General features: G+C 41.3%; 22 protein-coding genes, 1 tRNA gene and 1 pseudogene. 18 read left to right on the top strand and 6 right to left on the bottom strand.

Annotated elements, in window-relative coordinates:
• The 3 genes from flgB to FW758_RS13485 all read right to left on the bottom strand — a co-directional run bounded on the left by flgB (position 1) and on the right by FW758_RS13485 (position 2,408).
• The gene (gene flgB, locus FW758_RS13495; RefSeq protein ID WP_006082429.1) at positions 1-405 is read right to left on the bottom strand and encodes a flagellar basal body rod protein FlgB; all 405 of its coding nucleotides are present in this window, start codon (positions 403-405) and stop codon (positions 1-3) included.
• A 143-nt stretch (positions 406-548) separates the two neighbouring features.
• Positions 549-1,388, bottom strand: coding sequence for a CheR family methyltransferase (locus FW758_RS13490; protein ID WP_006082430.1), 840 nt, complete (start codon positions 1,386-1,388; stop codon positions 549-551).
• Between the two features lie 99 nt (positions 1,389-1,487).
• Complete coding sequence (locus tag FW758_RS13485; RefSeq protein WP_006082431.1) at positions 1,488-2,408, bottom strand: chemotaxis protein CheV; 921 nt, start codon at positions 2,406-2,408, stop codon at positions 1,488-1,490.
• Positions 2,409-2,613: 205 nt separating this feature from the next.
• Here FW758_RS13485 and flgA point away from each other — a divergent pair, with 205 nt between their 5' ends.
• From flgA to FW758_RS13470, 3 genes are all read left to right on the top strand, one after another.
• Complete coding sequence (flgA, locus tag FW758_RS13480; RefSeq protein ID WP_446445658.1) at positions 2,614-3,321, top strand: flagellar basal body P-ring formation chaperone FlgA; 708 nt, start codon at positions 2,614-2,616, stop codon at positions 3,319-3,321.
• A gap of 75 nt (positions 3,322-3,396) precedes the next feature.
• A complete protein-coding gene (flgM, locus tag FW758_RS13475) occupies positions 3,397-3,720 on the top strand; it encodes a flagellar biosynthesis anti-sigma factor FlgM (protein ID WP_006082433.1) in 324 nt (107 codons plus the stop codon).
• Positions 3,721-3,722: 2 nt separating this feature from the next.
• Positions 3,723-4,148: a flagella synthesis protein FlgN gene (locus FW758_RS13470; RefSeq protein WP_006082434.1), complete on the top strand. Its 426-nt coding sequence runs from the start codon at positions 3,723-3,725 to the stop codon at positions 4,146-4,148.
• Positions 4,149-4,287: 139 nt separating this feature from the next.
• Here the strand turns inward: FW758_RS13470 and FW758_RS13465 are convergent, their stop codons facing one another.
• Positions 4,288-4,737: an LPP20 family lipoprotein gene (locus tag FW758_RS13465; RefSeq protein ID WP_006085649.1), complete on the bottom strand. Its 450-nt coding sequence runs from the start codon at positions 4,735-4,737 to the stop codon at positions 4,288-4,290.
• Positions 4,734-5,366 carry a FlgO family outer membrane protein gene (locus tag FW758_RS13460; protein ID WP_006085650.1) on the bottom strand — a complete coding sequence of 211 codons (633 nt, stop codon included), beginning with the start codon at positions 5,364-5,366 and terminating at the stop codon, positions 4,734-4,736. Before FW758_RS13460 ends, FW758_RS13465 begins: the two co-directional genes overlap by 4 nt.
• A gap of 279 nt (positions 5,367-5,645) precedes the next feature.
• Between FW758_RS13460 and FW758_RS13455 the strand changes: the two genes are divergently transcribed.
• The 15 genes from FW758_RS13455 to FW758_RS13385 all read left to right on the top strand — a co-directional run bounded on the left by FW758_RS13455 (position 5,646) and on the right by FW758_RS13385 (position 20,613).
• Positions 5,646-6,812, top strand: a complete 1,167-nt coding sequence (locus tag FW758_RS13455) for a flagellar assembly protein FlgT (RefSeq protein WP_446445657.1) — start codon at positions 5,646-5,648, stop codon at positions 6,810-6,812.
• Between the two features lie 55 nt (positions 6,813-6,867).
• Positions 6,868-6,943, top strand: a tRNA-Arg gene (locus FW758_RS13450).
• Between the two features lie 50 nt (positions 6,944-6,993).
• Positions 6,994-8,292, top strand: coding sequence for a motility associated factor glycosyltransferase family protein (locus FW758_RS13445; protein WP_446445656.1), 1,299 nt, complete (start codon positions 6,994-6,996; stop codon positions 8,290-8,292).
• The gene (locus tag FW758_RS13440; RefSeq protein ID WP_446445655.1) at positions 8,289-8,558 is read left to right on the top strand and encodes a hypothetical protein; all 270 of its coding nucleotides are present in this window, start codon (positions 8,289-8,291) and stop codon (positions 8,556-8,558) included. The genes FW758_RS13445 and FW758_RS13440 overlap by 4 nt, the downstream gene beginning before the upstream one ends.
• 172 nt (positions 8,559-8,730) lie before the next feature.
• Positions 8,731-9,921, top strand: a complete 1,191-nt coding sequence (locus tag FW758_RS13435) for a UDP-N-acetylglucosamine 4,6-dehydratase (protein WP_446445654.1) — start codon at positions 8,731-8,733, stop codon at positions 9,919-9,921.
• Between the two features lie 29 nt (positions 9,922-9,950).
• Positions 9,951-11,108, top strand: coding sequence for a LegC family aminotransferase (locus FW758_RS13430; protein ID WP_446445653.1), 1,158 nt, complete (start codon positions 9,951-9,953; stop codon positions 11,106-11,108).
• On the top strand, positions 11,101-12,258 hold the full coding sequence (neuC, locus tag FW758_RS13425) for a UDP-N-acetylglucosamine 2-epimerase (protein ID WP_446445652.1): 1,158 nt from the start codon (positions 11,101-11,103) through the stop codon (positions 12,256-12,258). The genes FW758_RS13430 and neuC overlap by 8 nt, the downstream gene beginning before the upstream one ends.
• Positions 12,259-12,265: 7 nt before the next feature.
• On the top strand, positions 12,266-13,339 hold the full coding sequence (neuB, locus tag FW758_RS13420; RefSeq protein ID WP_446445651.1) for an N-acetylneuraminate synthase: 1,074 nt from the start codon (positions 12,266-12,268) through the stop codon (positions 13,337-13,339).
• On the top strand, positions 13,332-13,970 hold the full coding sequence (locus tag FW758_RS13415) for an acetyltransferase (RefSeq protein ID WP_446445650.1): 639 nt from the start codon (positions 13,332-13,334) through the stop codon (positions 13,968-13,970). Before neuB ends, FW758_RS13415 begins: the two co-directional genes overlap by 8 nt.
• Position 13,971: 1 nt before the next feature.
• On the top strand, positions 13,972-15,030 hold the full coding sequence (locus FW758_RS13410) for a nucleotidyltransferase family protein (protein WP_446445649.1): 1,059 nt from the start codon (positions 13,972-13,974) through the stop codon (positions 15,028-15,030).
• On the top strand, positions 15,027-16,007 hold the full coding sequence (locus tag FW758_RS13405) for a Gfo/Idh/MocA family protein (protein ID WP_446445648.1): 981 nt from the start codon (positions 15,027-15,029) through the stop codon (positions 16,005-16,007). The genes FW758_RS13410 and FW758_RS13405 overlap by 4 nt, the downstream gene beginning before the upstream one ends.
• Entirely contained in the window at positions 16,004-16,702 is a 699-nt protein-coding gene (locus FW758_RS13400) for an acylneuraminate cytidylyltransferase family protein (RefSeq protein ID WP_446445647.1), read from the top strand. The genes FW758_RS13405 and FW758_RS13400 overlap by 4 nt, the downstream gene beginning before the upstream one ends.
• A complete protein-coding gene (locus tag FW758_RS13395; protein ID WP_446445646.1) occupies positions 16,696-17,454 on the top strand; it encodes an oxidoreductase in 759 nt (252 codons plus the stop codon). The genes FW758_RS13400 and FW758_RS13395 overlap by 7 nt, the downstream gene beginning before the upstream one ends.
• Positions 17,455-17,457: 3 nt before the next feature.
• The gene (locus FW758_RS13390) at positions 17,458-17,997 is read left to right on the top strand and encodes an acyltransferase (RefSeq protein ID WP_413490993.1); all 540 of its coding nucleotides are present in this window, start codon (positions 17,458-17,460) and stop codon (positions 17,995-17,997) included.
• A gap of 108 nt (positions 17,998-18,105) precedes the next feature.
• Entirely contained in the window at positions 18,106-20,613 is a 2,508-nt protein-coding gene (locus FW758_RS13385; protein WP_446445645.1) for a 6-hydroxymethylpterin diphosphokinase MptE-like protein, read from the top strand.
• 179 nt (positions 20,614-20,792) lie between these two features.
• On the opposite strand, the pseudogene FW758_RS13380 reads toward FW758_RS13385, so the two are convergent.
• Positions 20,793-21,271 (bottom strand): annotated as a pseudogene (locus FW758_RS13380) (IS982 family transposase); the annotation flags it as partial.
• Positions 21,272-21,361 lie beyond the last annotated feature (90 nt).

Below are 21,361 nucleotides of genomic sequence, written 5' to 3'. Positions count from 1 at the left end.
TTAATCCCCTCTCAGCGCTTTCTTCATGCCACTAAACTTACTGTCTAAAAAGCCTAATGACATTTGATATTCAAGGGCATTTTGCATGAATGCCGATTGTTCCTGTTGGATATCAACGGTATTGCCATCACCGGTATCGGGTTGATTTGGCACACGGAACTTAACAAATTGACCCGTCAACTCAGCAAGACCAAAATGCTTGTCTGACTCTTGCATTTCAAGACTATTACGCTGCTGTTGTTGGCCACGGGCGGCCTGCATTGCCGCAGAAAAATCAACATCACGGGCTTTATAATGTGGCGTATCGGCGTTAGCGATATTGCTCGAAATGACTTCAGCTCGCTGCGCTCTAATACCGAGAGTGTACTGATGCACACCCAGTGCATTATCAAAATTGATCGCCATAAAATTGCCTCCTCGTGTTACTCACGGAAATAAAGCAATTCATGTGCCAACATAGGGGAATAATGAGAATAACAATAGGGATGAGCAAGTGATGGGTAAAAAATTACCGACAAATGTCGGTAATTTTCTTTAAAGCAGCAGACTTAAGTCTTTTTCTGGTAATAAATCCCTGGATTACAACGGACCATGTCAAACTCATCCGTTAAACCAGCTATAGATTCAGAAGCACCAAGAAATAAGATCCCTTTGGGATTAAGAGCGGCAGCGAATTGCCGCAAAATTTTTGCCTTTGCCTCAGGCGCAAAATAAATCAGCACATTGCGGCAAAAAATAATGTCGAACTTACCAAGTAAGCTATAACTCTCAAGCAGGTTATGTGCTCTAAAGTTCACCAAACGCTTAACATTATCCTTTAACTTCATATTGCCTGAAGGTAAAGCATCAAAAAACTGACGCTTACGCTCTTCGGATAAACCGCGCGCTAGTGCCAAACTATCGTACTCAGCATTTTTGCAACGTTCCAACATGGAAGGTGATAAATCCGTGGCTTGAATTGACGCACTCCCCGCAAGCGCACCAGGCTTCTTCTGTTGATACTCAAGAATCGTCATCGCCAATGAATAGGGTTCTTGCCCGGACGAACACGCTGCCGACCAAATCTTAAGTGGACGACCTAAACGACTATACTCAGGTAATAAAACGTTATGCAATAACTCAAATGGATAACGATCACGAAACCAGAGGGTTTCATTGGTCGTCATAGCATCGATCACTTCAGCCCGAAGCGCACGTTCCGTTGGCTTCATCGAATGCTTAACCACATCGGATAAGGATGGCAGGTTATATTTCCCCATCAGAGGAGCTAGACGACTGCGCACCAGATATTGCTTATTTTCACCCAGTACGATGCCGCTGTGTTGCTCTAAGAACAACCTAAATTGATTATATTCAGCTTCAGCGAGTGATTTATTTGGCACATTCACATCCTAAATCCTATAGCAAGCACCAAAATCAGTGCGAAACCATCATGTTATAAAGTCGAGATTATAGCGTAAAGCGTATCTAGGTACTAACTACTGCACTTACAAACTTAAGTGTTTATTCACGGCAGCAGCCAGTTCGTCGGGATTAAACTTAGCGATAAAGTCATTGGCCCCCACTTTTTGAACCATTGCCTGATTGAATACACCACTTAACGACGTGTGCAGTACCACTTTAATATGCTTGAGCTTAGGATCGTCTCGAATCTCAGCGGTCAGGGTATAACCATCCATTTCAGGCATCTCAATGTCTGAGATAATGAGAGGGATTTCATCGGCAACATTGTCCATTTCTTTGGCGATTTCTTTAAGCTTATCTAATGCTTCTCGACCATCTTTTGCGGTATCAATTTGTAAGTTCAATGACTCGAGTGAACGAATAATTTGCTTACGCGCCACGGCAGAATCATCGATAACCATAATATGGTAATGCTGTGTTCTGTCGAGGGTCAGTTTTTCATTGGCTTCTTCACTGATAGCGGTTTTAACCGGTGAAATCTCATCTAAGATTTTTTCTACGTCGAGAATTTCAACCAATTCACCTTCTATCTCAGTTACAGCCGTCAGATAAGAATAACGACCGGCACCTTGCGGCGGAGGCATAATCGCTTCCCAATTCATGTTGATAATCCGCTCAACAGAACTGACCAAGAAACCTTGAACGCTACGGTTATATTCAGAAATAATGATGAAACAGTTTTCAGTACTCGCTAAAGGTCTACCACCTGTTGCCGCACTCAGATCAATAACTGAAATAGTCGTACCGCGAATATGCGCGACACCTTTAACATAAGGATTAAGTTTAGGCAAAGTTGTCAGTGGCGGGCACTGCAGTACTTCTTTCACCTTAAACACGTTAATCCCAAACCGTTGACGACCGTTTAATTTAAAAAGCAGCAATTCTAAACGGTTTTGACCAACGAGCTGGGTTCGTTTGTTGACTGAATCAAGAATACTCGACATAACTCTGCCTTGTTGTTCTGTTTATGTACGGCCCTATGACTCGTTTGAGTATAGGCATATTAATTGCTTACGTCTTATCTATCGATAAACATAGTCGAAACTGAGTCAATCTTCTGACAGTGATGCAAATTATTATTACAGTGGTCAGCTTCGAACTTGATAAAAGTATAGGTGCATTCTGGCGTTACAAGCTAGTCTCTTCATTATGAAAGTAAATTTAGTCTGTTTTTTTAGTGTTTTCGCCCTCTTCATGCCCGCTTTTGCGAGTGCAGAGCCTATTGTTCCCACCGTATCGGCCATCTCAGAATTAGCTAAAGCGCTTATTTCAGAAAAGATATCCGTGCCAGCGAATGCCAAAGTCGATATTTCGCCGCAAATAGTTGACGCAAGAATGCTGCCGTCACAATGCTCGTCGCCGATTAAGGTTGAATTGGCTAGTGACAGGGAAATTAGCCGTAATAACACCCTAAAAGTCAGCTGTGATACTCAAGAGCTCGCTTACCCTTGGCAAATTTATATCTCGGTTAGAGTGGATATTTTATTCCCCGTTGTTGTCACAACTGAAACCTTAGCGCCTGGCGAACTCATCTCCCCTAGCCAAGTTGAAATCCGTTACATTGAGCAAAATAGTTTACGAGGCGCTGAATTTGATGACCCAAGTAAATTAGCTGGTGTGCGAGTCAAACGACGCGTCTCGAAGGATAATCCTATATTGAGCAATAACTTATGCTTCGTGTGTAAAAACGACTCGGTATCTATTTATGTTCGTTCTAACTCATTCGAACTTAAAACTGCGGGCGAAGCCCTACAAGATGGCAATAAAGGCGATCGGATCAGAGTCAAAAATAGCAGTTCAAACAAAGAACTAGATGCTATAGTCACGGGCATTGGCGAAGTTGAAGTAAGAATGTAAAATAATCTAAAGCTTTTTTATAAGCTGCCGATACCCCAGTTAAGAAATCCCGTACACACGACGCTGGAGCCGAAAATGGCAATTGATATTAGCAAACTCAACACTGCAACGACCACACAAGTTCGTTCAGGTGCAACTAAAACTAGCAGCGATCAATCTGCTCAAGTTGCCACAAAATCGACAACACCACAAAGAAGCGACTCAGTGGTGATTACAGCGCAAGCGCAACAACTTCAAGGAGCTCAGACTAAAATGGCGAGCCTTCCTGAAGTTGATCAAAAGAAAGTGGCCGAAATTAAACAGGCTATCGCCGAAGGCCGCTATAAAATTGACCCTGAAAAGTTGGCTGCCAATATTGCAAGTTTTGAAGCCGAACTTAATGACTTGAATAAAGAGTAACTATGACTGAAATAGCTAAACTGGTAGATCTACAACACGCCCATTTGGCTGTTCTTAAGCAAATCATACTCAAGGAAAAAGGCGCTTTGGTTGACCAAAACGCCGATTTACTGCTTTCTCTTGCTAACGAAAAATCACAATGTCTGAAAGAACTCAAGACTAATGACGATATTCTGGCAAACCACACTGATAAGTCTCAACTCACTCAGCAAAGTGAACTCGTGCATAAAATGGCCGTTGTCAAAGACGCATTAACTGAATGCAAAGAACTGAACGATCAAAATGCCAGTTTAATTGAGATGAATTTAGCCAGTCTCAATCGCTTCGCTCAAGCTTTACAAGCCAGCAGAAACGCCTCCAGCCTTACGTATAACGATAAAGGCAAGACCTCAACTATCTCAAGTTTAGGCAATGATTTAAAGGCCTAACAGGCGCATCAATTCCTACTCTGTATTTCCCGCTTCTAAGCTCTGCGATTAAAGATTAGACTTTGATACTTGTGCAGAAAAAGAAAAGCCGCATAACTACTCGTATAGTACGCGGCTCAATAGAGTCATGTAGAAATGACTAGAAATACGTGACTTCTTTCACTCGCTGTGGACGACTCTGTTGTTGATACAGCGCCCATACCTGTGAAAAATCCAGTTCTAACTCAGTGACATAATGATCGCCAGCCGGATAACTCTTAACGACCCGCGCCCCACGGATCACGCCAGAAACCGACGCTTTAACATTATCGTCCGTCAACATCCAATCACTGACACTGCTGTTTGCCGTTATTTTCTGCCCATAAACTTGTTCTGCTAATTCACGATAGGCCACAATTTTTGATGCTTGCATGGCCATCAACACTCTTTGTGATTGCTCTTTAGCCGGTTGAGTCGCTAAGGGCGCATATCCTATGGCCGTTAACTTAGGAAAACTCGGCGGAGGCACATCTTCCCATTGCACATATCTATCTTTAGCAGCGCAGCCAGTTAGCATTAGCGCCGCAATAACTAAAAGGTAGCGTTTCATTTTCCATCTCCTAAAACACGCACTTCATTCATGCCTGGACTCGCCTGACGATATAAGATGCCATTTTGTGACACAATTTGCTCCGAAGGCTGCATGTAGTTTGCCAACTCTTTTTGAGTCACAAAAGTTTGAGAGGCCGATACCACACGATTGTTACTTATGTTCACAATCCGAGTATTGATCGCCATACCATTGGTAACTGGGCTCATAGTCGAAACGACAAGATGCTCAACGGGAAGATTTTTCGACAATTGTTGCCAATCTCGCGTCAAAATAAAATCCCCATTAGCCGTCACTCTCAAGCCATCTGCTAAATTTAAATCAACCACATTAAACTGAAAGCTATGGAGCGACGTCATTAATCCTTGCTGTAACTGCTGCGCCAACGCATTTGTGCCATTCATGTCACCCACTAATACTGGGGTGGCGACGACAATTGGTTGATCAGAACGCAGAGCATCATTTTGCTTAACGAGCTCTGTCACAATTCGCTGTGCTAAATGGTTGATCACTGCCGTTGGCGGCAACCCATTGCCATCCACTAAACTCGGCTTGGGCGGTGTAACCGATTTAGCCACACATCCACCTAACATCAGTAATGTTAAGGGAATAATCACACGCTTTAGCATTGGATTTACCTCATCTGTGGGTGTACTGGCAATTAAATCACTCACACTCTATGCGTTTCATTTTTGTGAGTAACAAAAGCCAGCAATCTTCGGACCAAAATTGCTCCAGCCCGACAATATTATGCTCATACGCTGTATATCGACTGCGCCAATGGAAACTTTATCGAAAACTCTCGTTAGTCAGGCATGAAATTTGCTTTGTCGGTATATTAGATTAAGTGTCAGGAAACTGGCTCGATTAGCAAGCTCGCCAATAGCTTAGCGATAAGGATTGTATTGATGCACATACCACGTTCAGCTTCGCTCATCATTTTGAGCCTTGCACTGCTGTCTTTGCCTACTCGGGCCGAATGGATAGAAGCCAGTGGTGAAGCGACTATTATCAATGGTAATACGGCTCAAGCAAGGGAAGAAGCGATTAATCAAGCCGTTAGCTACGCGACATTAAGCACAGGCATTCAAATCTCCAGTGAACAACAAACCTCTAACGGAAACCTTACACAGAATAACTTCGCGATAAATCGCAACGCCCAAGCCATCAGCATCCAACTTGTTAGCGAACGAATCCAGGGAAACAAAATTTATGTGTCCCTACGACTCGATCTAAATGATGATCCTACGCAGCAGTGTCCAAATGGACAATTAAAGGCTGCGATTCTAATCCCTCAAGCACAAATCAAAGATCGTACTCAGCTCAGATACGGGCAGCTTTCAGGCTTTGAAGAAGTGATCTCAGAAAAATTAGGCAGTGTTATAGAAGATTACTCTTCCACAGGTTTTAGCCACACTCATGCTAAAGAACTGCTCGATATTAAACAAGATCTAGTGGATATTCGCGGTTATCGACTCCCAAGCTGGCTTAGTGAAATTACCGACAGCCAATATATCCTCCAACCACAAATTATGGATATCTCAATGGAGCCAGTGCAGCCAACCTTCCTAGGATTTTGGGATGAAGCTCCACTCAGGCAATTCCAGTTCAAACTTAGCCTCTATCATGGGATCAGTGGCGAAGAAGTTTGGAGTAAAAGCTACAGCACATCGGCGCCATGGGAATTTGAAGAACAAGCCATTATTGCCCCGAATACGGACAGATTCTGGCGATCATCCTATGGCAAAAATATTACTAAATTAATGCAACAGGCTACCCACGATTTGGACAGTACTCTCAATTGCAGACCCTTACTCGGCCAAGTCGTGAGCCGCCAAGCGGACAGGTTCATTTTAAATCTCGGCCGTAAACATGGCATTCGTGTCGGGGATAAATTCCAAGTCGTATTACAGCAAAACCTACCCGATCGACTGAATGAAATGCGCGCCGTCGCAACCAAAAGCCGAGCCACGGTAAAAATCGAACAAGTGAGTGAAGAAAGCTCTACAGCAGTACTTTTAGACCAAAATGCAGCCTACAATGTGCAGATAAACGACATAGCGCTTAAGATTTAAGCAACTAAATCATAAGCCTTTTAATCAGAGATAAAACCAGTATAATCACTGTCGTCTCTCTATAGCTCAACAGGATAGAGCAGCCGCCTCCTAAGCGGCCGATCGGGGTTCGAGTCCCTGTGGAGAGACCAGTTCGCAGGCTTCTCTTGATAATTTAAAAATACTTTCAAGGATACCGTTAATGACTGTACTTTTTGATGACAATTTAGAAGTTATAAACAGACGTTGGCCATTACTAAGTCAGGTACTCAACACTGCTTCAGTCTCAGATTTAAATGCCCATTTAGTGCAAGGTCGTGAGCAAACTATTAGCATTAATGGTATCCAGTTAAGTAGTCGTCATAACCGTATTGCAGAAGCACAGCTTTTAATTGGTCAATTGCCAAGAAATTATAGCAGGGCCACGGTTTATGGCGTCGGTATGGGTGATGTACCCACAATTCTCGTACAAAACTCTACTATAAAACACATTAACATATGTCTGCTTAACGTGAATCTGTTTGCCCTATTATTGACTTACACCGATCAAAGAGAATGGTTAAGCGATCAACGCCTAGAACTGGAATATCAACCTCAACAAAACCGATTACCGCAACACTATATCGCGATTACACCTGAATTATTACTGAGCAGCGATGAAAATGCTAGGCTGCGTGACTTACTCGCATTTAATAATAACATTACCTATGCCAATAAAAAGCATAACAATGTTGATGCTAAGCTTAAGCAACGGATGATAGAAAATCTTGCTACAATAAAAAAAGACAGTGATGCTGCCGATTTAAGCTCCTACTACCAGCCTTATAAGACCTTAGTTATAGCTACAGGCCCAACATTAGAGCAACATTACACCTATCTGAGGGTGCAACGGGCGTTACCAGAGTCGACTAGACCACTAATGATTAGTGTTGACACCGCATTAAAAGCGTTACTCAATGAAAATATTATCCCTGATATTGTTGTTAGTCTAGATCAACATATGTCACGACAGCTATTACCAGACAACATCCCCACCAGTGTTAAACTAGTCTATTTCCCCAAGTCACGACAGGATGTATTGCAATGGTGGCCTGGACAACGTTTTGCCGCCTATTCGCTGAGCCAAGTCTATGATGAGTTATACCAACTAGCTCCTAAATTACGCTTATTTACTAATGGCAGCGTAATTCACCCTGCCATAGATTTAGCGGTACACCTAAAAAGTCAAACTATTATCTTATTCGGTTGCGATTTTAGTTATCCGCATAATAAGACTCATGCCTTCTGGCAAGACGGCGAGTTGGGCATATCTATAGCCCATGCAAAAAAACACTGGGTAATGAATGGTTATGGGGGAAAAGTTGCAACTGATCTTAGTTTTCGTGGATATTTACTAGCATTAGAAAATTATATTTATTCTAAACCACATGTGACATTTTATAACGCAAGCTTAGATGGGGCCACCATTAATGGCGCTCCATATCAGGAGTGTAAGTCATGAATAATAAACCAATTGACATACTCACCATGAAATTAATATCTACTGCTAGTAAGTTTCGATTAGGCTATGAAGCCGATGGTTCACATGACTTTGCTCATTGTATAGACCAGCTTAAACCCCTGCTGCCGGAACTAACAAATGCAGTGGCTGTTGCACAATTATTTCGTGAGATGCTTGCAGAACAAGAACGCCACGACTGGCTTGCTTTGGCTGACAGTCTTGAATATGACTTACCTCTGCTTTTAAAAGTGTCTTTTAAACCATAATAACACCGCACTTATAGTAATCTGGTCCATTTTTTGCTTTTATTTATACGTAAGTCGAACTAGATTCATCTTGTTGAATACAAAAATAGGATAAAAGTTAGTTCTCTGAACAGTAACTCATATTTTCTGACTCAATTTGGCATATAAATCCCCAACACCAATAGGATCCCCAATGACGGACATACTGAAATTGATAGGAAGGAAGAGCGCACTTTTCGTATCAGATATCAGCAATCATAATCCCTCATTAAATCAAGAGGTCAATCACTCACGTTTTCTCGTTATCGGTGGCGCTGGCTCTATTGGTCAAGCGGTTGTTAAAGAAATCTTTAAACGCTCTCCGCTCAAGTTGCATGTTGTCGATATCAGTGAAAATAATTTAGCCGAGCTGGTCAGGGACATACGCAGCTCATTTGGCTATATTGCGGGTGACTTTCAAACGTTTGCCCTTGATGTCGACTCCATTGAATATGATGCTTTCATCGCTAGAGATGGCCAGTATGATTATGTTCTAAATCTTTCTGCACTTAAGCATGTGAGAAGCGAGAAAGACCCCTTCACCTTGATGCGCATGATTAACGTCAATATTCTTAATACTGACAAAACGATTAAGCAATCGATTGCCAATGGGGTTAAAAAATATTTTTGTGTTTCTACCGATAAAGCGGCTAACCCAGTGAATATGATGGGAGCGTCGAAACGTATCATGGAAATGTTTTTGATGCGCGGTAGTGAACAGTTGGCTATTTCTACTGCACGGTTTGCTAACGTTGCCTTTTCCGATGGTTCTTTACTGCATAGCTTTAACCAACGAATGTTAAAACAACAACCCATAGTTGCACCTACTGATGTAAAACGCTATTTTTTGACGCCTCAGGAGTCTGGAGAGCTTTGTTTGATGTCGTGTATTTTCGGTGAAAATAGAGACATTTACTTTCCCATGCTCGATGAGTCACAACACCTTATCTCCTTTGCCGATATCGCAACCCGCTACCTGTTAACTCGTGGTTATAAAGCCTATGTTTGTAACAGTGAAGATGAGGCTAGAGAACTCTCATTTACTTTACCAGCCAAAGGGTTATGGCCGTGCTATTTCAGTATTAGTGATACCTCAGGTGAAAAGAATTTTGAGGAATTTTTCACGGAAAAAGAGACTCTGGACATGGATAGCTTTGCTAAATTGGGCATTATCAAAAATGAGCTCAAGTACGATGCCAAGTTAATCTCGTTTTTCGAGAAAAGTATTCAAGCTATGCTTTTAGAAAAATCATGGACTAAAAAACAGTTATTGGATCTTTTTTTGTTAATGTTACCCGATTTCGCCCATAGGGAAACGGGAAAGTCTCTCGATGAAAAAATGTAAATTCGCTAGATTTTAAAGGTAGCAACCTAATGTGGTCATTGATTGAGTTTATTCGCGACACTTATCAAACCAATGAGTTTATTCCCTTACATGCGCCAACTTTTCCAGGGAATGAGCAAGCTTATGTGGCCGAGACTATTACTAGCACTTTTGTGTCTAGCGTTGGCCGATTCGTAAACGATTTCGAGCGCAAAATAGAAATCTTTACCAAATCACCTAAAGCGGTTGCGACCTCTAGTGGTACGAGTGCTTTGCATACAGCCCTGTACATGGCTAATGTGAAGCGCGGCGATCTGGTTATCACACAAGCGCTCACTTTTGTGGCGACCTGTAATACCTTATACCATCTAGGTGCTGAACCCATTTTTATCGATATTTCAACAACGAGTCTCAGTCTATGCCCTCAAGCTGTCGCCGTTTATTTAGCCGAAAATGGCATTATCGATGAACATGGAAAATGCACCCATAAAAAAACTGGCCAAACAATAAAAGCGCTATTGCCGATGCATACTTTCGGCCATCCAGCACAACTGGATGAATTACTTCAGATTTGCCAGCAATGGAATCTGGTCTTAATTGAAGATGCGGCAGAAAGTTTAGGTTCTTACTATAAGGGAACACACACTGGTACTATGGGGGATTTTGGCGCACTAAGTTTTAATGGCAATAAAATCATCACCACTGGCGGCGGAGGTATGTTATTAGCCCGCAATAAAGTCAGTGGCGAGCGAGCAAAACACATTACAACAACCGCGAAGGTGCCCCATCCTTATGAGTTTTACCATGATGAGGCGGGGTTCAATTATCGAATGCCCAATCTAAATGCGGCCCTTGGCTGCGCCCAAATGGAAAGCTTACCTCTCTTTATTGAGCAAAAACGAGCACTGGCACAACACTACCAAGATTTCTTTAGCAACACCGAATGGCAATTTGTAAATGAACCCGATTATGCCAAGTCTAATTATTGGCTTAACGCAATTATTTGCCCAGATTTATGCCGTCGTGATGAAATATTAAAGGCGACTAATGATGCGGGTGTGATGACCCGACCGGTATGGAAATTAATGCATAAACTGCCAATGTTTAAAGATGCAATGCGTGGCCCAATGGACAATGCTGAAATGCTTGAATCCCGTCTCATAAATCTTCCAAGTACTCCAATTGCGTTAGGGTCTCATCATGCATAAAAAAATTGCGGTGTTCACCGGAACCAGAGCAGATTACGGACTCCTATATTGGCTACTTAAGGATATCCAAGAGAATGCAACGCTGACTCTACAACTAATCGTCTCTGGTAGCCACTTATCGCCAGAATTTGGCAATACCTTTGAGCAAATTGAAAGGGATGGCTTTTCCATTGATGAAAAAGTCGAAATGTTGTTGTCATCCAATTCAGCGGTCGGCATAGCCAAAAGTGTAGGACTTGGAATTATTGGCTACGCCGAGGCTCTCGATAGGCTCAAACCCGATGTGTTGGTGATACTAGGTGACAGATCTGAAGCGCTTGCCATCGCCCAAACTGCAGCAATCCTAAAAATCCCCCTATTGCACATACACGGTGGCGAGATCACAGAAGGTGCCTATGATGATGCGTTTCGACATGCAATAACCAAACTCAGCCATATCCACTGCACGGCAACAGAAACCTACAAGCAACGTGTTATCCAGATGGGTGAAATGCCAAACAGTGTCTACAATGTTGGCGCTATTGGCTTAGATCACATTCGTCGCAGTACATTAATGACGCCTGAACAATTATCATCCGATTTGAATTTTGATTTAAACCATCCATATTTTTTAGTCACTTATCATCCAGTTACGCTGGCTGATGAACCCGCTATTGAGACATTCAATGCTCTACTAACGAGCCTAGAACAGTTTCCCCAGCATAATGTGATTATCACCTATCCCAATGCAGACAATGGCAGCAGGGAGATAATCAGTTGGATTCAGGACTATGCACGGCAATCTAAGGGGAAAGTGTTAGCAATAGCGTCTTTAGGTCAAGTCAGATATTTAAGCTGTGTGAAATATGCCACCGCTGTGATAGGAAACTCTTCAAGCGGCATTATTGAGGTCCCCTCATTTAATGTCCCGACCGTCAATATTGGTACCAGACAACAAGGCCGCCTTGCAGCCCAAAGCGTTATTCATTGTCAACCCGACTCATTATCTATTACAACGGCGATAAATAAGGCAATTTTACTCTTACCGCAACTGCAATTGACCTCAATTGCTAACCCATATGGACAGGGCCAGGCGAGCCAATTCATTGTTAAGCTATTGACAACTACGCCCCTAAAACCCACCAAATCTTTTTATGATCTTAAGGTATAAAAATATTATGACGCTAATTATTGCTGAGGCGGGAGTCAATCATAATGGTAGCGAAGCATTAGCAATTGAGCTGATTGATGCTGCCCATAAAGCAGGGGCTGATGCAGTAAAATTTCAAACGTTTAATGCTAAAAACTTAGTGACCGAAAGCGCACAACAAGCCGCTTATCAGGTCGCGAATACCCAAAAAATAGAACCGCAACTTGCGATGCTAAGTCGCTTAGAGCTGAGTTTTGAAACGCATCAGCATTTGATCCGCTATTGTCAAAAACTGGGGGTCCAGTTTTTATCTACCGCATTTGATTCTGAAAGCTTGGCATTTCTTGTCGATACTCTGCAACTCAAGACGCTCAAAATAGCATCGGGAGAAATCACCAATGCCCCATTCTTACTTGAGTATGCCCGTACTGGCTGTGATCTTATTTTATCCACAGGCATGTCAACCTTAGCTGAAGTTGAAGCGGCATTGGGGGTCATTGCCTTTGGCCTAACATCCCCCCTCAACACGCCCCCGGATCTCCAAGCTTTCCAAGCCGCCTATGCATCTACCCAAGGCCAACAGGAATTACAAGAAAAATTAACCTTACTGCATTGCACAACTGAATATCCAGCTCCCTTTGATCAAATCAATCTTAAGGCTATGGACACTTTAGCTTCGGCCTTCTCTTTACCTGTCGGGTATTCAGACCATAGTCAAGGGATCACTATTCCTATTGCGGCCGCAGCACGGGGCGCGTGCATTATTGAAAAACACTTTACGTTAGATAAAGAATTACCAGGTCCAGATCATAAGGCCTCACTAGAGCCCCATGAACTTAAGGAGATGGTGACAGCGATTCGCACCGTTGAGCGTGCAATGGGTAATGGTATAAAAACGCCTCAGCCCGCCGAACTGACAAATCTACCCCTTGCAAGAAAAAGCTTAGTAACTACGACAAGCATAAAAAAGGGCGAGCTATTTTCATTCAATAATCTTGCGGTCAAACGCCCTGGAACGGGCACTAGTCCATACAAATATTGGCAAAAACTCAATACATGTGCAGAGCGAGATTACCAGTCAGGTGAGGTGATCTATGACTAAACCTATCATAATGCTTGGCTCTGGCGGACATGCCAGTGTATTAACAGAAATCTTACTGCAACAAGGTTACACTTTGTTAGCTGTGGTTAGCCCCAGCAAAGGCCGTAGCCCGCTCTTTAGCGATATACAACACTTTGATTCTGATGATGATATTTTGCAATTCCCTTGTAATGAGGTTAGATTAGTCAATGGTTTAGGCTCCTTACCAGGGCAACATTTACGCCATAAACTATTTGCTCACTTTACTCAGCTTAATTATGAATTTGAATCCGTAATATCTAAGCATGCGATGTTATCCTCATATGCCACTATTGGCGCTGGCGCACAAATTTTAACTGGGTCTATCATACAAACGGGTGCAAGCATTGGCAGAGGTACAATAATTAATTCAGGCGCAATCATTGAACACGATTGTGATATAGGCAATGACTGCCATATCGCCCCAGGTGCAATTATTTGTGGCGGAGTTCATATAGGCGAACGCACTCATATTGCTACGGGTGCCAATGTGATACAAGGTATCTCAATAGGTAAAAATTGCATTATCGCGGCGGGAGCCACAGTGACTAAATGTATGGCTGATAATTCAATAACTTATGGATACCGCAGTAATATAAAGGAAAGGTCATAATATGAAACCAATATTGAGTAAAGTGACAATATCACCTGACAAAACACTTCGTGATGCCTTAAAACTGATTAACTCACAAGCGCTTCAAGTTGCATTAGTGACTGATGAAAATGAACGTTTATTAGGCATCATCACCGACGGTGATATTCGAAGAGGTTTACTCAATAACCTATCACTTGACGCCCTTGTGACAGAAGTGATGAACACCAATCCTAAGACCGCTTCCCCTAACACCTCAAAAAAGAAACTGCTGCAATTAATGCAACAGTACAGTGTTCTATCTATTCCGCTCGTTAAAGATCATATTCTTGTAGGATTAGAGACCTTAAAAAGTGCACAACAAAAAGCGCATTATGAGAATCCAGTGCTTATCATGGCGGGAGGCTTTGGAACACGTCTAAAGCCCTTAACTGATAAATGCCCCAAGCCTATGCTTAAGGTTGGCAATCGCCCCTTGCTAGAGATTGCGCTCTTTAATTTTATTCAAGCTGGTTTTACTAATTTTTATATTTCTACCCACTATATGCCAGAACAAATTGCATCGTACTTTGGAGATGGTAGTCGGTGGAATGTAAACATTAACTACGTCCATGAAACGACACCATTAGGCACAGGTGGAGCCGTCGGCCTGCTTCCAAAAGACCTTTCACCATTGCCCACAATTGTGATGAACGGTGATATTTTAACTAAAGTCGATTTTCAACACTTACTTAAATTTCATGACGACAATGGTGCCGATGCAACTATGTGTGTTCGAGAATATGACTACCAAATCCCCTATGGTGTGATTAGTGGCACAGGAAATCGTATTACAGAAATGGTTGAGAAACCCGTGCAGCGATTTTTTGTTAATGCCGGTATTTATGTTATAAACCAAAACATTATAAAAAGCGTTCCCGCTAACACTCATATTGATATGCCAACACTGCTAGAACAAAAAATTGCAGATGGCGGACAAGTTCTTATGTTTCCTATCCATGAGTATTGGCTCGATATAGGGCGTATGGATGACTTTAAACAAGCCCAAATTGATATTTGTGCTATCGGTTTTGAACAATGAATACACTCGCTGTGATTGGACTGGGTAACATTGCCAAGCGTCATCGACAAAACCTAAAAGCACTTTACCCACAAGCGAATATTATTGCGCTTTCTGCAAGTGGAAGAGTCGCAAATCAGCCAATTGAATTCGCTGATCTTGTACTCTCTAATATAAACGAGCTAATCGACTACAAACCAGAACTGGTGATTGTCGCCTCCCCTGCTTCGTTACATGAAACCCATGCCACGACGTTAATGACACACAATATTCCCGTATTGATAGAAAAGCCATTAGCCGCAGAACCAGAAAGTGCGGAGCGTATTTTAGCACTTGCTCAAAGTCACAACAGTCTAGTTATGGTGGGGTATTGTCTGCGATATCTCAGTTCTGCAATCGTTATCAAACAACTATTATTAGAAGAGCTTATTGGCAAAATATATAACTGCTCCGCAGTTGTAGGACAATACTTACCCGACTGGCGCCCGAATAAACATTATTCTGAGTCAGTCTCTGCCCAAAAATCCCTTGGTGGTGGTGCCCTATTAGAATTAAGTCATGAATTGGATTATTTGCATTGGTTATTAGGTCCATTAAAACTCAACTACGCACAGCTAAGAACGACAAATGAACTCGCATTGGAAGTGGAAGAAATTGCAGATCTGATTTTAACCAGTCAGCAGGGCACTGTTTGCTACATCCATATGGATTTCATTCAGAAACAAGCTCAACGAGAGTGCACTTTTATCGGCTCTAAAGGCAGATTACATTGGGATTTAGTCGCTAATACAATCCGCCACTATAATTCAGAGGGGACTCAGGTTCTATATTCACAACCTGAATGGAACAAAAACCAAATGTACCTCAATATGGTGACAGAATTTGTATCCCATATTCAGCATAAACAACATACAAATACTTCTCTAATAGACGCACATCAAACAATTCACCTAATCGAAAAAATTAAGCAGCAGGCAGAGTGGGGAGTCACTCAATGACACGATACGCCTTTATTTTCGCTCGCGGGGGCTCAAAAGGACTTCCAGGAAAAAACATTAAAGACTTACTCGGTAAACCTCTTATTGTTTATTCCATTGAAACCGCACTGCAAACAGCGAAAATTGATAAAGTTTTTGTCTCAACCGACGATGAGCAAATTGCGACCATTGGTTTAGCCGCAGGTGCGGAGATCATACCCAGACCGGCACATTTAGCCACAGATAAGTCAACTGAATGGCTTTCTTGGCAGCACGCTATCGACTGGGTAAACCATAAATATGGCGAATTTGAGCAATTCATCAGTTTACCCGCAACAAGTCCATTACGAAGTGTGGAGGATGTCGAATCTGCGATGAATAAGCTTAATAGTTGTAAGGCTGATATTTGTATCTCCACCACTCCGGCAAATCGTAGCCCATACTTCAATATGGTCAAAGTAACAGCATCAGGTAATGTTGAATTGGTCAATGCGCCATCAACTGAAGTATATCGGCGGCAGGATGCCCCACAAGTTTATGATATTACTACTGTTGTTTATGTGGCAAAACCAACCTACATTCAGAGAGTCAACAATCTTTTTGCAGGTAATGTCGCGCATATTATCGTGCCTAAAGAGAGAGCGGTAGATATCGATGATATTTATGATTTTAAGCTGGCTGAAGCCATTTTAAGCAGCAAAGGACAGTTATGCTAACGGGAAAAACAATACTTGTCACAGGTGCCGCAGGTTTGCTCGGCTCCCAAGTAACGGCATCTATACTCACCCAAGGCGGAAAAGTAATAGCGGTTGATCGTTCAAATTCAGCAATGAGACATAAGTTTCAAGATCTCATTCAGGATTATGGGAATTCGTTAACCTTAGCTGAACTAGACATTACAGATGAAGTCGCGGTGAAACAGTTTTTTTCAGGCCTTAATGAACTTTCTGGCGCGGTTAATTGTGCCTATCCTCGAAATGCGCAGTATGGCACTTCATTTTTAGAGGTCAGCCTAGAGAGCTTTAATGAGAATCTATCACTACATTTAGGTTCTTCATTTCTGTTTATGCAGCAATGTGCAGCCCTATTTTTCAGGCAACAATCACCCATGTCGGTAGTCAATATTTCATCAATTTATGGTGTTGTAGCACCAAAATTCTCGTTATATGAAGGCACCCCAATGACTATGCCAGTTGAATATGCCGCTATCAAATCTGCCCTACTACACCTAAGTAAATACGTAGTGGCATTTATTAAAGACAGCCGCTTTAGGATCAACAGTATCAGCCCTGGAGGCATTTTTGATAACCAACCGGCTTCATTTCTAAAGGAATATCAAGACTCGACAAATGGCCATGGAATGTTAGCCCCGAGTGATATTGTTGGTTCAATAACATTTTTACTGTCACAACAATCTCAATATATTACTGGGCAAAACATCACTATTGATGATGGGTTCACATTGTAAATTATGCTAAAAAAACTTTGCTATTGGTTAAACGTAAAACGCATTGGGCCAGACATACCTCTGACTCATTTGCTTTTACACTCTAAGCGTCTTGGTAGATGGTTGTGCCAAAATAAATTTACAAAATTTGGCCATAACAGTGCAATGAGACCTGGCAGTTATGCTATCTGCTGTGATCATATTAGTATTGGCGATGAAGTCGTACTTAGACCAGGAACTATGCTTTTTGGCTCCGAACACGGCGGTAACTCGGTCAACATCACTATCGAAGATTTTGTCCTGATTGGTTCTGGAGTACATATTTATACCTCTAACCATGAATTTGCCGATCCGAATCAAGCCATTTTCTTTCAGGGACATAAGCCTGTAGAACCCGTACTTATCTGTCGAGGTGCATGGATTGGGGCCAATGCTATTATTTTACCTGGGGTAACAATCGGTGCAAATAGTGTAGTAGGAGCGGGCTCTGTGGTCACCAAAGACGTGCCGCCCTATGTCGTTGTTGCAGGGCAACCAGCAAAAATAATTAAACATATTAAGTAATTAGTTAAGTATAGTGATTAATTTGGCAGTTTAAGTAGCTAAAAAATATAGAAAATTATTTATCACTATATTCATTTTCATAGAAAAATCGATTTTAACGAGGAACTGATGAGTTTACATAAATCCAATATACAAAACACTTTCTCTATCAGTCGATTTAATGAATATTATCTCCCAAGTGTGAATCGGAGTATGTTTGAATCGATTGATTCAAAAACTCAATACGATAAAAAATTCAAAAATGACTTCGCCAAAGAAGATATGTTACAAGTCGTTACCGGATTAGACTCTGGTTTGCTGGTAAACTACCTTCTTGAACAAGGCATACCTAAGGGCAGCATTTTTATTTTTGTTGAATTAAATGAGGTACTCAATCTCCTCAACATTGATATCCCCAAAGAAATAGAAAATCAATTATTTATTTATAATTATGAAGACTTCCAAGAGAATTTCTCCTCTGATACATATGGAGTCTATATGCTTAAAAGTCGCTTTAAGCATTATCGAAGCTTAGGCGCGACATCAAGCCACCTTCCAGAATACAGTATTCTTAATACTCAAATTGTCAAAATTCTAGAGGCTGGCTACTTAGAGCAAAGAGTAAACTCATCCCAACAAAAATACTTTGAAGAACAATTTAAAAATATTTCTGAAAATATGCTTCCAGCATCCCTATTAGCAAATAGATTCACCGGGCATACTTGTCTTATCGTTGCAGGTGGCCCTTCATTAGATGATCACATAGACTGGATACGATCTTACTCTAAGCATCTCTTTATTATTGCGGTATCACGTATTGCAGGTAAATTGTATAAAGCTGGGATCACGCCTCATATTATCGTATCAGTAGATCCATATGATTTTAGTTTTGAAGTCAATAGAGATATGATGCCCCTTGCAAATTCCAGTTTATTTGTAAACTCTTTTCATGTGAATTCCAGGCTCCTAGGCCAATGGCAAGGAAAAAATCTTTTCATGGATAATAAATATCCTTGGCAACTGGAAGACAAAGAAAATATTGAAACAATAGGACCAACAGTAACTAATGCTGCCATTCATCTGGCAACTAAGATGGGCTTTTCAAGCATTTTACTCACGGGAGTTGATTTATGTTTCACCAACACAGGTTTTACACATACCAAAGATTCTGTTGAATCGGCCCTTGGACCTAATTTGGGGATCATGGGTGAATGGATAGATACCTATGGAGGAGAAAAAGCTGAAACTGTTACCCAACTAAAATTGGCTATTGAAGCTTTAGCTGTAGAAGCTAAGATAAATCCTGAAATTGAGTTTATTAATCTGTCACTGAATGCCGCTAAAGTGAAAGGCATGGAATATAAAAATACAGAACATATAAACCTACAGACCGAAGAGCCCTCTCCCCTTGAGTTACTTGGCTGGGTTCCTCACTTTAGTTTGGAAGATAAAAAGCAAGATAATCTTATTTCTAAAAAAGAAATAAACGGACTAATAACTACACTTAGTAATATTGTCACTTTATCTAAGGATATTTTAGATTTAAGCCAACAACTTAAAGATCAAACAAAACCACCTCATGCGGTACAAAAAATATTCAATAAAATTGATTTTATTGATAATAAAATAAACAAAAGTCACTCTGGAATAGTTAAATTAATCAAAACCTATGGTTTTTCAGAGTTTTCCGCCTTTCTAACCACCAAAAAGACCGAGGAATGGGATACTTTACATGTGTTAGATATGACCGAAAACTACTATAAAGCATTTATCAGTATCGCAGAGCAATTAATACAATTAGCTCATGATAGTCAGGCAAGATTAACTCATAGAATTAATGAGTTATCTCAAGATGCCGTTCTAGAACCTCTAGTACGATTTTGGCGTATTGAAAAACAACATGGTCGTATCAATATATGGTTAGAAAATCACCCACATTGGCAAGAGCATCAAAAATTTAAGCAGAATGCTCAATTATTGGAAGAATATCGCCATCTTATACAATCTGTTCGCGATGAATACCAAGAACAACTCACTGTCATACCTGAGGAATACATAGAGAACGTCAAAGAGTCGGCCTCGATGGAGAATGTCTTCGAAAAGATTATTGTGCTTATTAGAGACAATGATCATACTGGCTTGGTCAAGATGGCATTAAATCTAAGAGAATTAGCTAAAAAAGATGAAGTCGCTAAGCGTCTTTATCATCTTGCATATAGTCATCAATTGCTTTTAGAGAAAAAAGATAATGAGGCCCTTCAAGTTTTAATCGAGCTCGATAACGATTTGCAATCAGAAATTGAGTTAAAGCAGATATCTATACTAGCATTAAAACTAGGACATATTGAAATTGCTGAATCTGCTATCGCTAGATTAGCTGAAAAGATAGATGAATACATTCCTCAGCATGCCCATATATTAAAAATTCAAGGTAAACTTCAAGCTTCTATTAATTTGTACTTAGATTATTTAGAAAAATATCCCAATGATGTATCCACGTGGATCAAACTAGGCGTATTTATGATAGATATAAACGATTTACCAAACGCCAAAGCCACATTTCATCAGGCTCTACAAGCTGATCCAGAAAATCGAGTTGCACTAAAATATATCCACTTGTTGCAATCACAAATTTGAGCTCTGGAGTAAGTGCTCGCCAAAGTACACCTTCATAACTTGACAGTCAGTCGGCATCATTTTTTTCTGAATTAGGTGAACGATATGTTTAGTCTCAGCACCCAGATCGATGTCACTTTGAGCTGTGGCACCACTGATTATGCGTAACTCCATATATGACTATGTAACTTGAGATCGGTTTAACGAGCCATAACTGCAATAGCATTAAACTCCGCGTTAGTGAGGTTCAGTTGTGGCTTATTGTCTTTCAATTGATAGGCTATAAGCCCCGCAATCATATTCAGCATAAAACCATGCACGCTGCGGTGTCTTGAGTGCTCTATTTGAGAGATATTTTTTAACTGGTCGTTGATGGTTTATATGATGAAACGTCTCGACAGCATCGCTCTATCCCACAACGACATCGCCTTCTCTTTCATATTACTACGCACGTTTGTCATCAACTTCACGCCTTTCTCCAGCAATTCACTGGACAGCGCTTTACTGATATACCCTTTATCTGCATAGAGTTTATTCATGTCACTATGCACAATCTCGTTCACCGGTTTTGTGTCATGTACATTCGCAGGGGTCACTTTGGCACCACTATTCCGCCTTGATGATCCACAATCAAATGCAGTTTAAATCCATAAAACCACCCCATCGTGCCTTTACCTCTGCGCACCTGTAGTGGCACACTAATTTTGGCCACCTAAATAGAGGTGATATTATTGCCTTGTAGATGACTTTAGGTGAATACATGAGAGCA

This window comes from Shewanella sp. 1180_01 (assembly GCF_052850535.1).
This window is presented reverse-complemented; position numbering and strand designations above follow the sequence as displayed.

Excerpts from the sequence above, each read along its gene's own strand:
- flgB (WP_006082429.1), bottom strand. The coding sequence starts at position 405 with ATGGCGATCAATTTTGATAATGCACTGGGTGTGCATCAGTACACTCTC.
- FW758_RS13485 (WP_006082431.1), bottom strand. The coding sequence starts at position 2,408 with ATGTCGAGTATTCTTGATTCAGTCAACAAACGAACCCAGCTCGTTGGT.
- flgA (WP_446445658.1), top strand. The coding sequence starts at position 2,614 with ATGAAAGTAAATTTAGTCTGTTTTTTTAGTGTTTTCGCCCTCTTCATG.
- flgM (WP_006082433.1), top strand. The coding sequence starts at position 3,397 with ATGGCAATTGATATTAGCAAACTCAACACTGCAACGACCACACAAGTT.
- FW758_RS13470 (WP_006082434.1), top strand. The coding sequence starts at position 3,723 with ATGACTGAAATAGCTAAACTGGTAGATCTACAACACGCCCATTTGGCT.
- FW758_RS13465 (WP_006085649.1), bottom strand. The coding sequence starts at position 4,737 with ATGAAACGCTACCTTTTAGTTATTGCGGCGCTAATGCTAACTGGCTGC.
- FW758_RS13460 (WP_006085650.1), bottom strand. The coding sequence starts at position 5,366 with ATGCTAAAGCGTGTGATTATTCCCTTAACATTACTGATGTTAGGTGGA.
- FW758_RS13455 (WP_446445657.1), top strand. The coding sequence starts at position 5,646 with ATGCACATACCACGTTCAGCTTCGCTCATCATTTTGAGCCTTGCACTG.
- FW758_RS13445 (WP_446445656.1), top strand. The coding sequence starts at position 6,994 with ATGACTGTACTTTTTGATGACAATTTAGAAGTTATAAACAGACGTTGG.
- FW758_RS13440 (WP_446445655.1), top strand. The coding sequence starts at position 8,289 with ATGAATAATAAACCAATTGACATACTCACCATGAAATTAATATCTACT.
- FW758_RS13435 (WP_446445654.1), top strand. The coding sequence starts at position 8,731 with ATGACGGACATACTGAAATTGATAGGAAGGAAGAGCGCACTTTTCGTA.
- FW758_RS13430 (WP_446445653.1), top strand. The coding sequence starts at position 9,951 with ATGTGGTCATTGATTGAGTTTATTCGCGACACTTATCAAACCAATGAG.
- neuC (WP_446445652.1), top strand. The coding sequence starts at position 11,101 with ATGCATAAAAAAATTGCGGTGTTCACCGGAACCAGAGCAGATTACGGA.
- neuB (WP_446445651.1), top strand. The coding sequence starts at position 12,266 with ATGACGCTAATTATTGCTGAGGCGGGAGTCAATCATAATGGTAGCGAA.
- FW758_RS13415 (WP_446445650.1), top strand. The coding sequence starts at position 13,332 with ATGACTAAACCTATCATAATGCTTGGCTCTGGCGGACATGCCAGTGTA.
- FW758_RS13410 (WP_446445649.1), top strand. The coding sequence starts at position 13,972 with ATGAAACCAATATTGAGTAAAGTGACAATATCACCTGACAAAACACTT.
- FW758_RS13405 (WP_446445648.1), top strand. The coding sequence starts at position 15,027 with ATGAATACACTCGCTGTGATTGGACTGGGTAACATTGCCAAGCGTCAT.
- FW758_RS13400 (WP_446445647.1), top strand. The coding sequence starts at position 16,004 with ATGACACGATACGCCTTTATTTTCGCTCGCGGGGGCTCAAAAGGACTT.
- FW758_RS13395 (WP_446445646.1), top strand. The coding sequence starts at position 16,696 with ATGCTAACGGGAAAAACAATACTTGTCACAGGTGCCGCAGGTTTGCTC.
- FW758_RS13390 (WP_413490993.1), top strand. The coding sequence starts at position 17,458 with ATGCTAAAAAAACTTTGCTATTGGTTAAACGTAAAACGCATTGGGCCA.
- FW758_RS13385 (WP_446445645.1), top strand. The coding sequence starts at position 18,106 with ATGAGTTTACATAAATCCAATATACAAAACACTTTCTCTATCAGTCGA.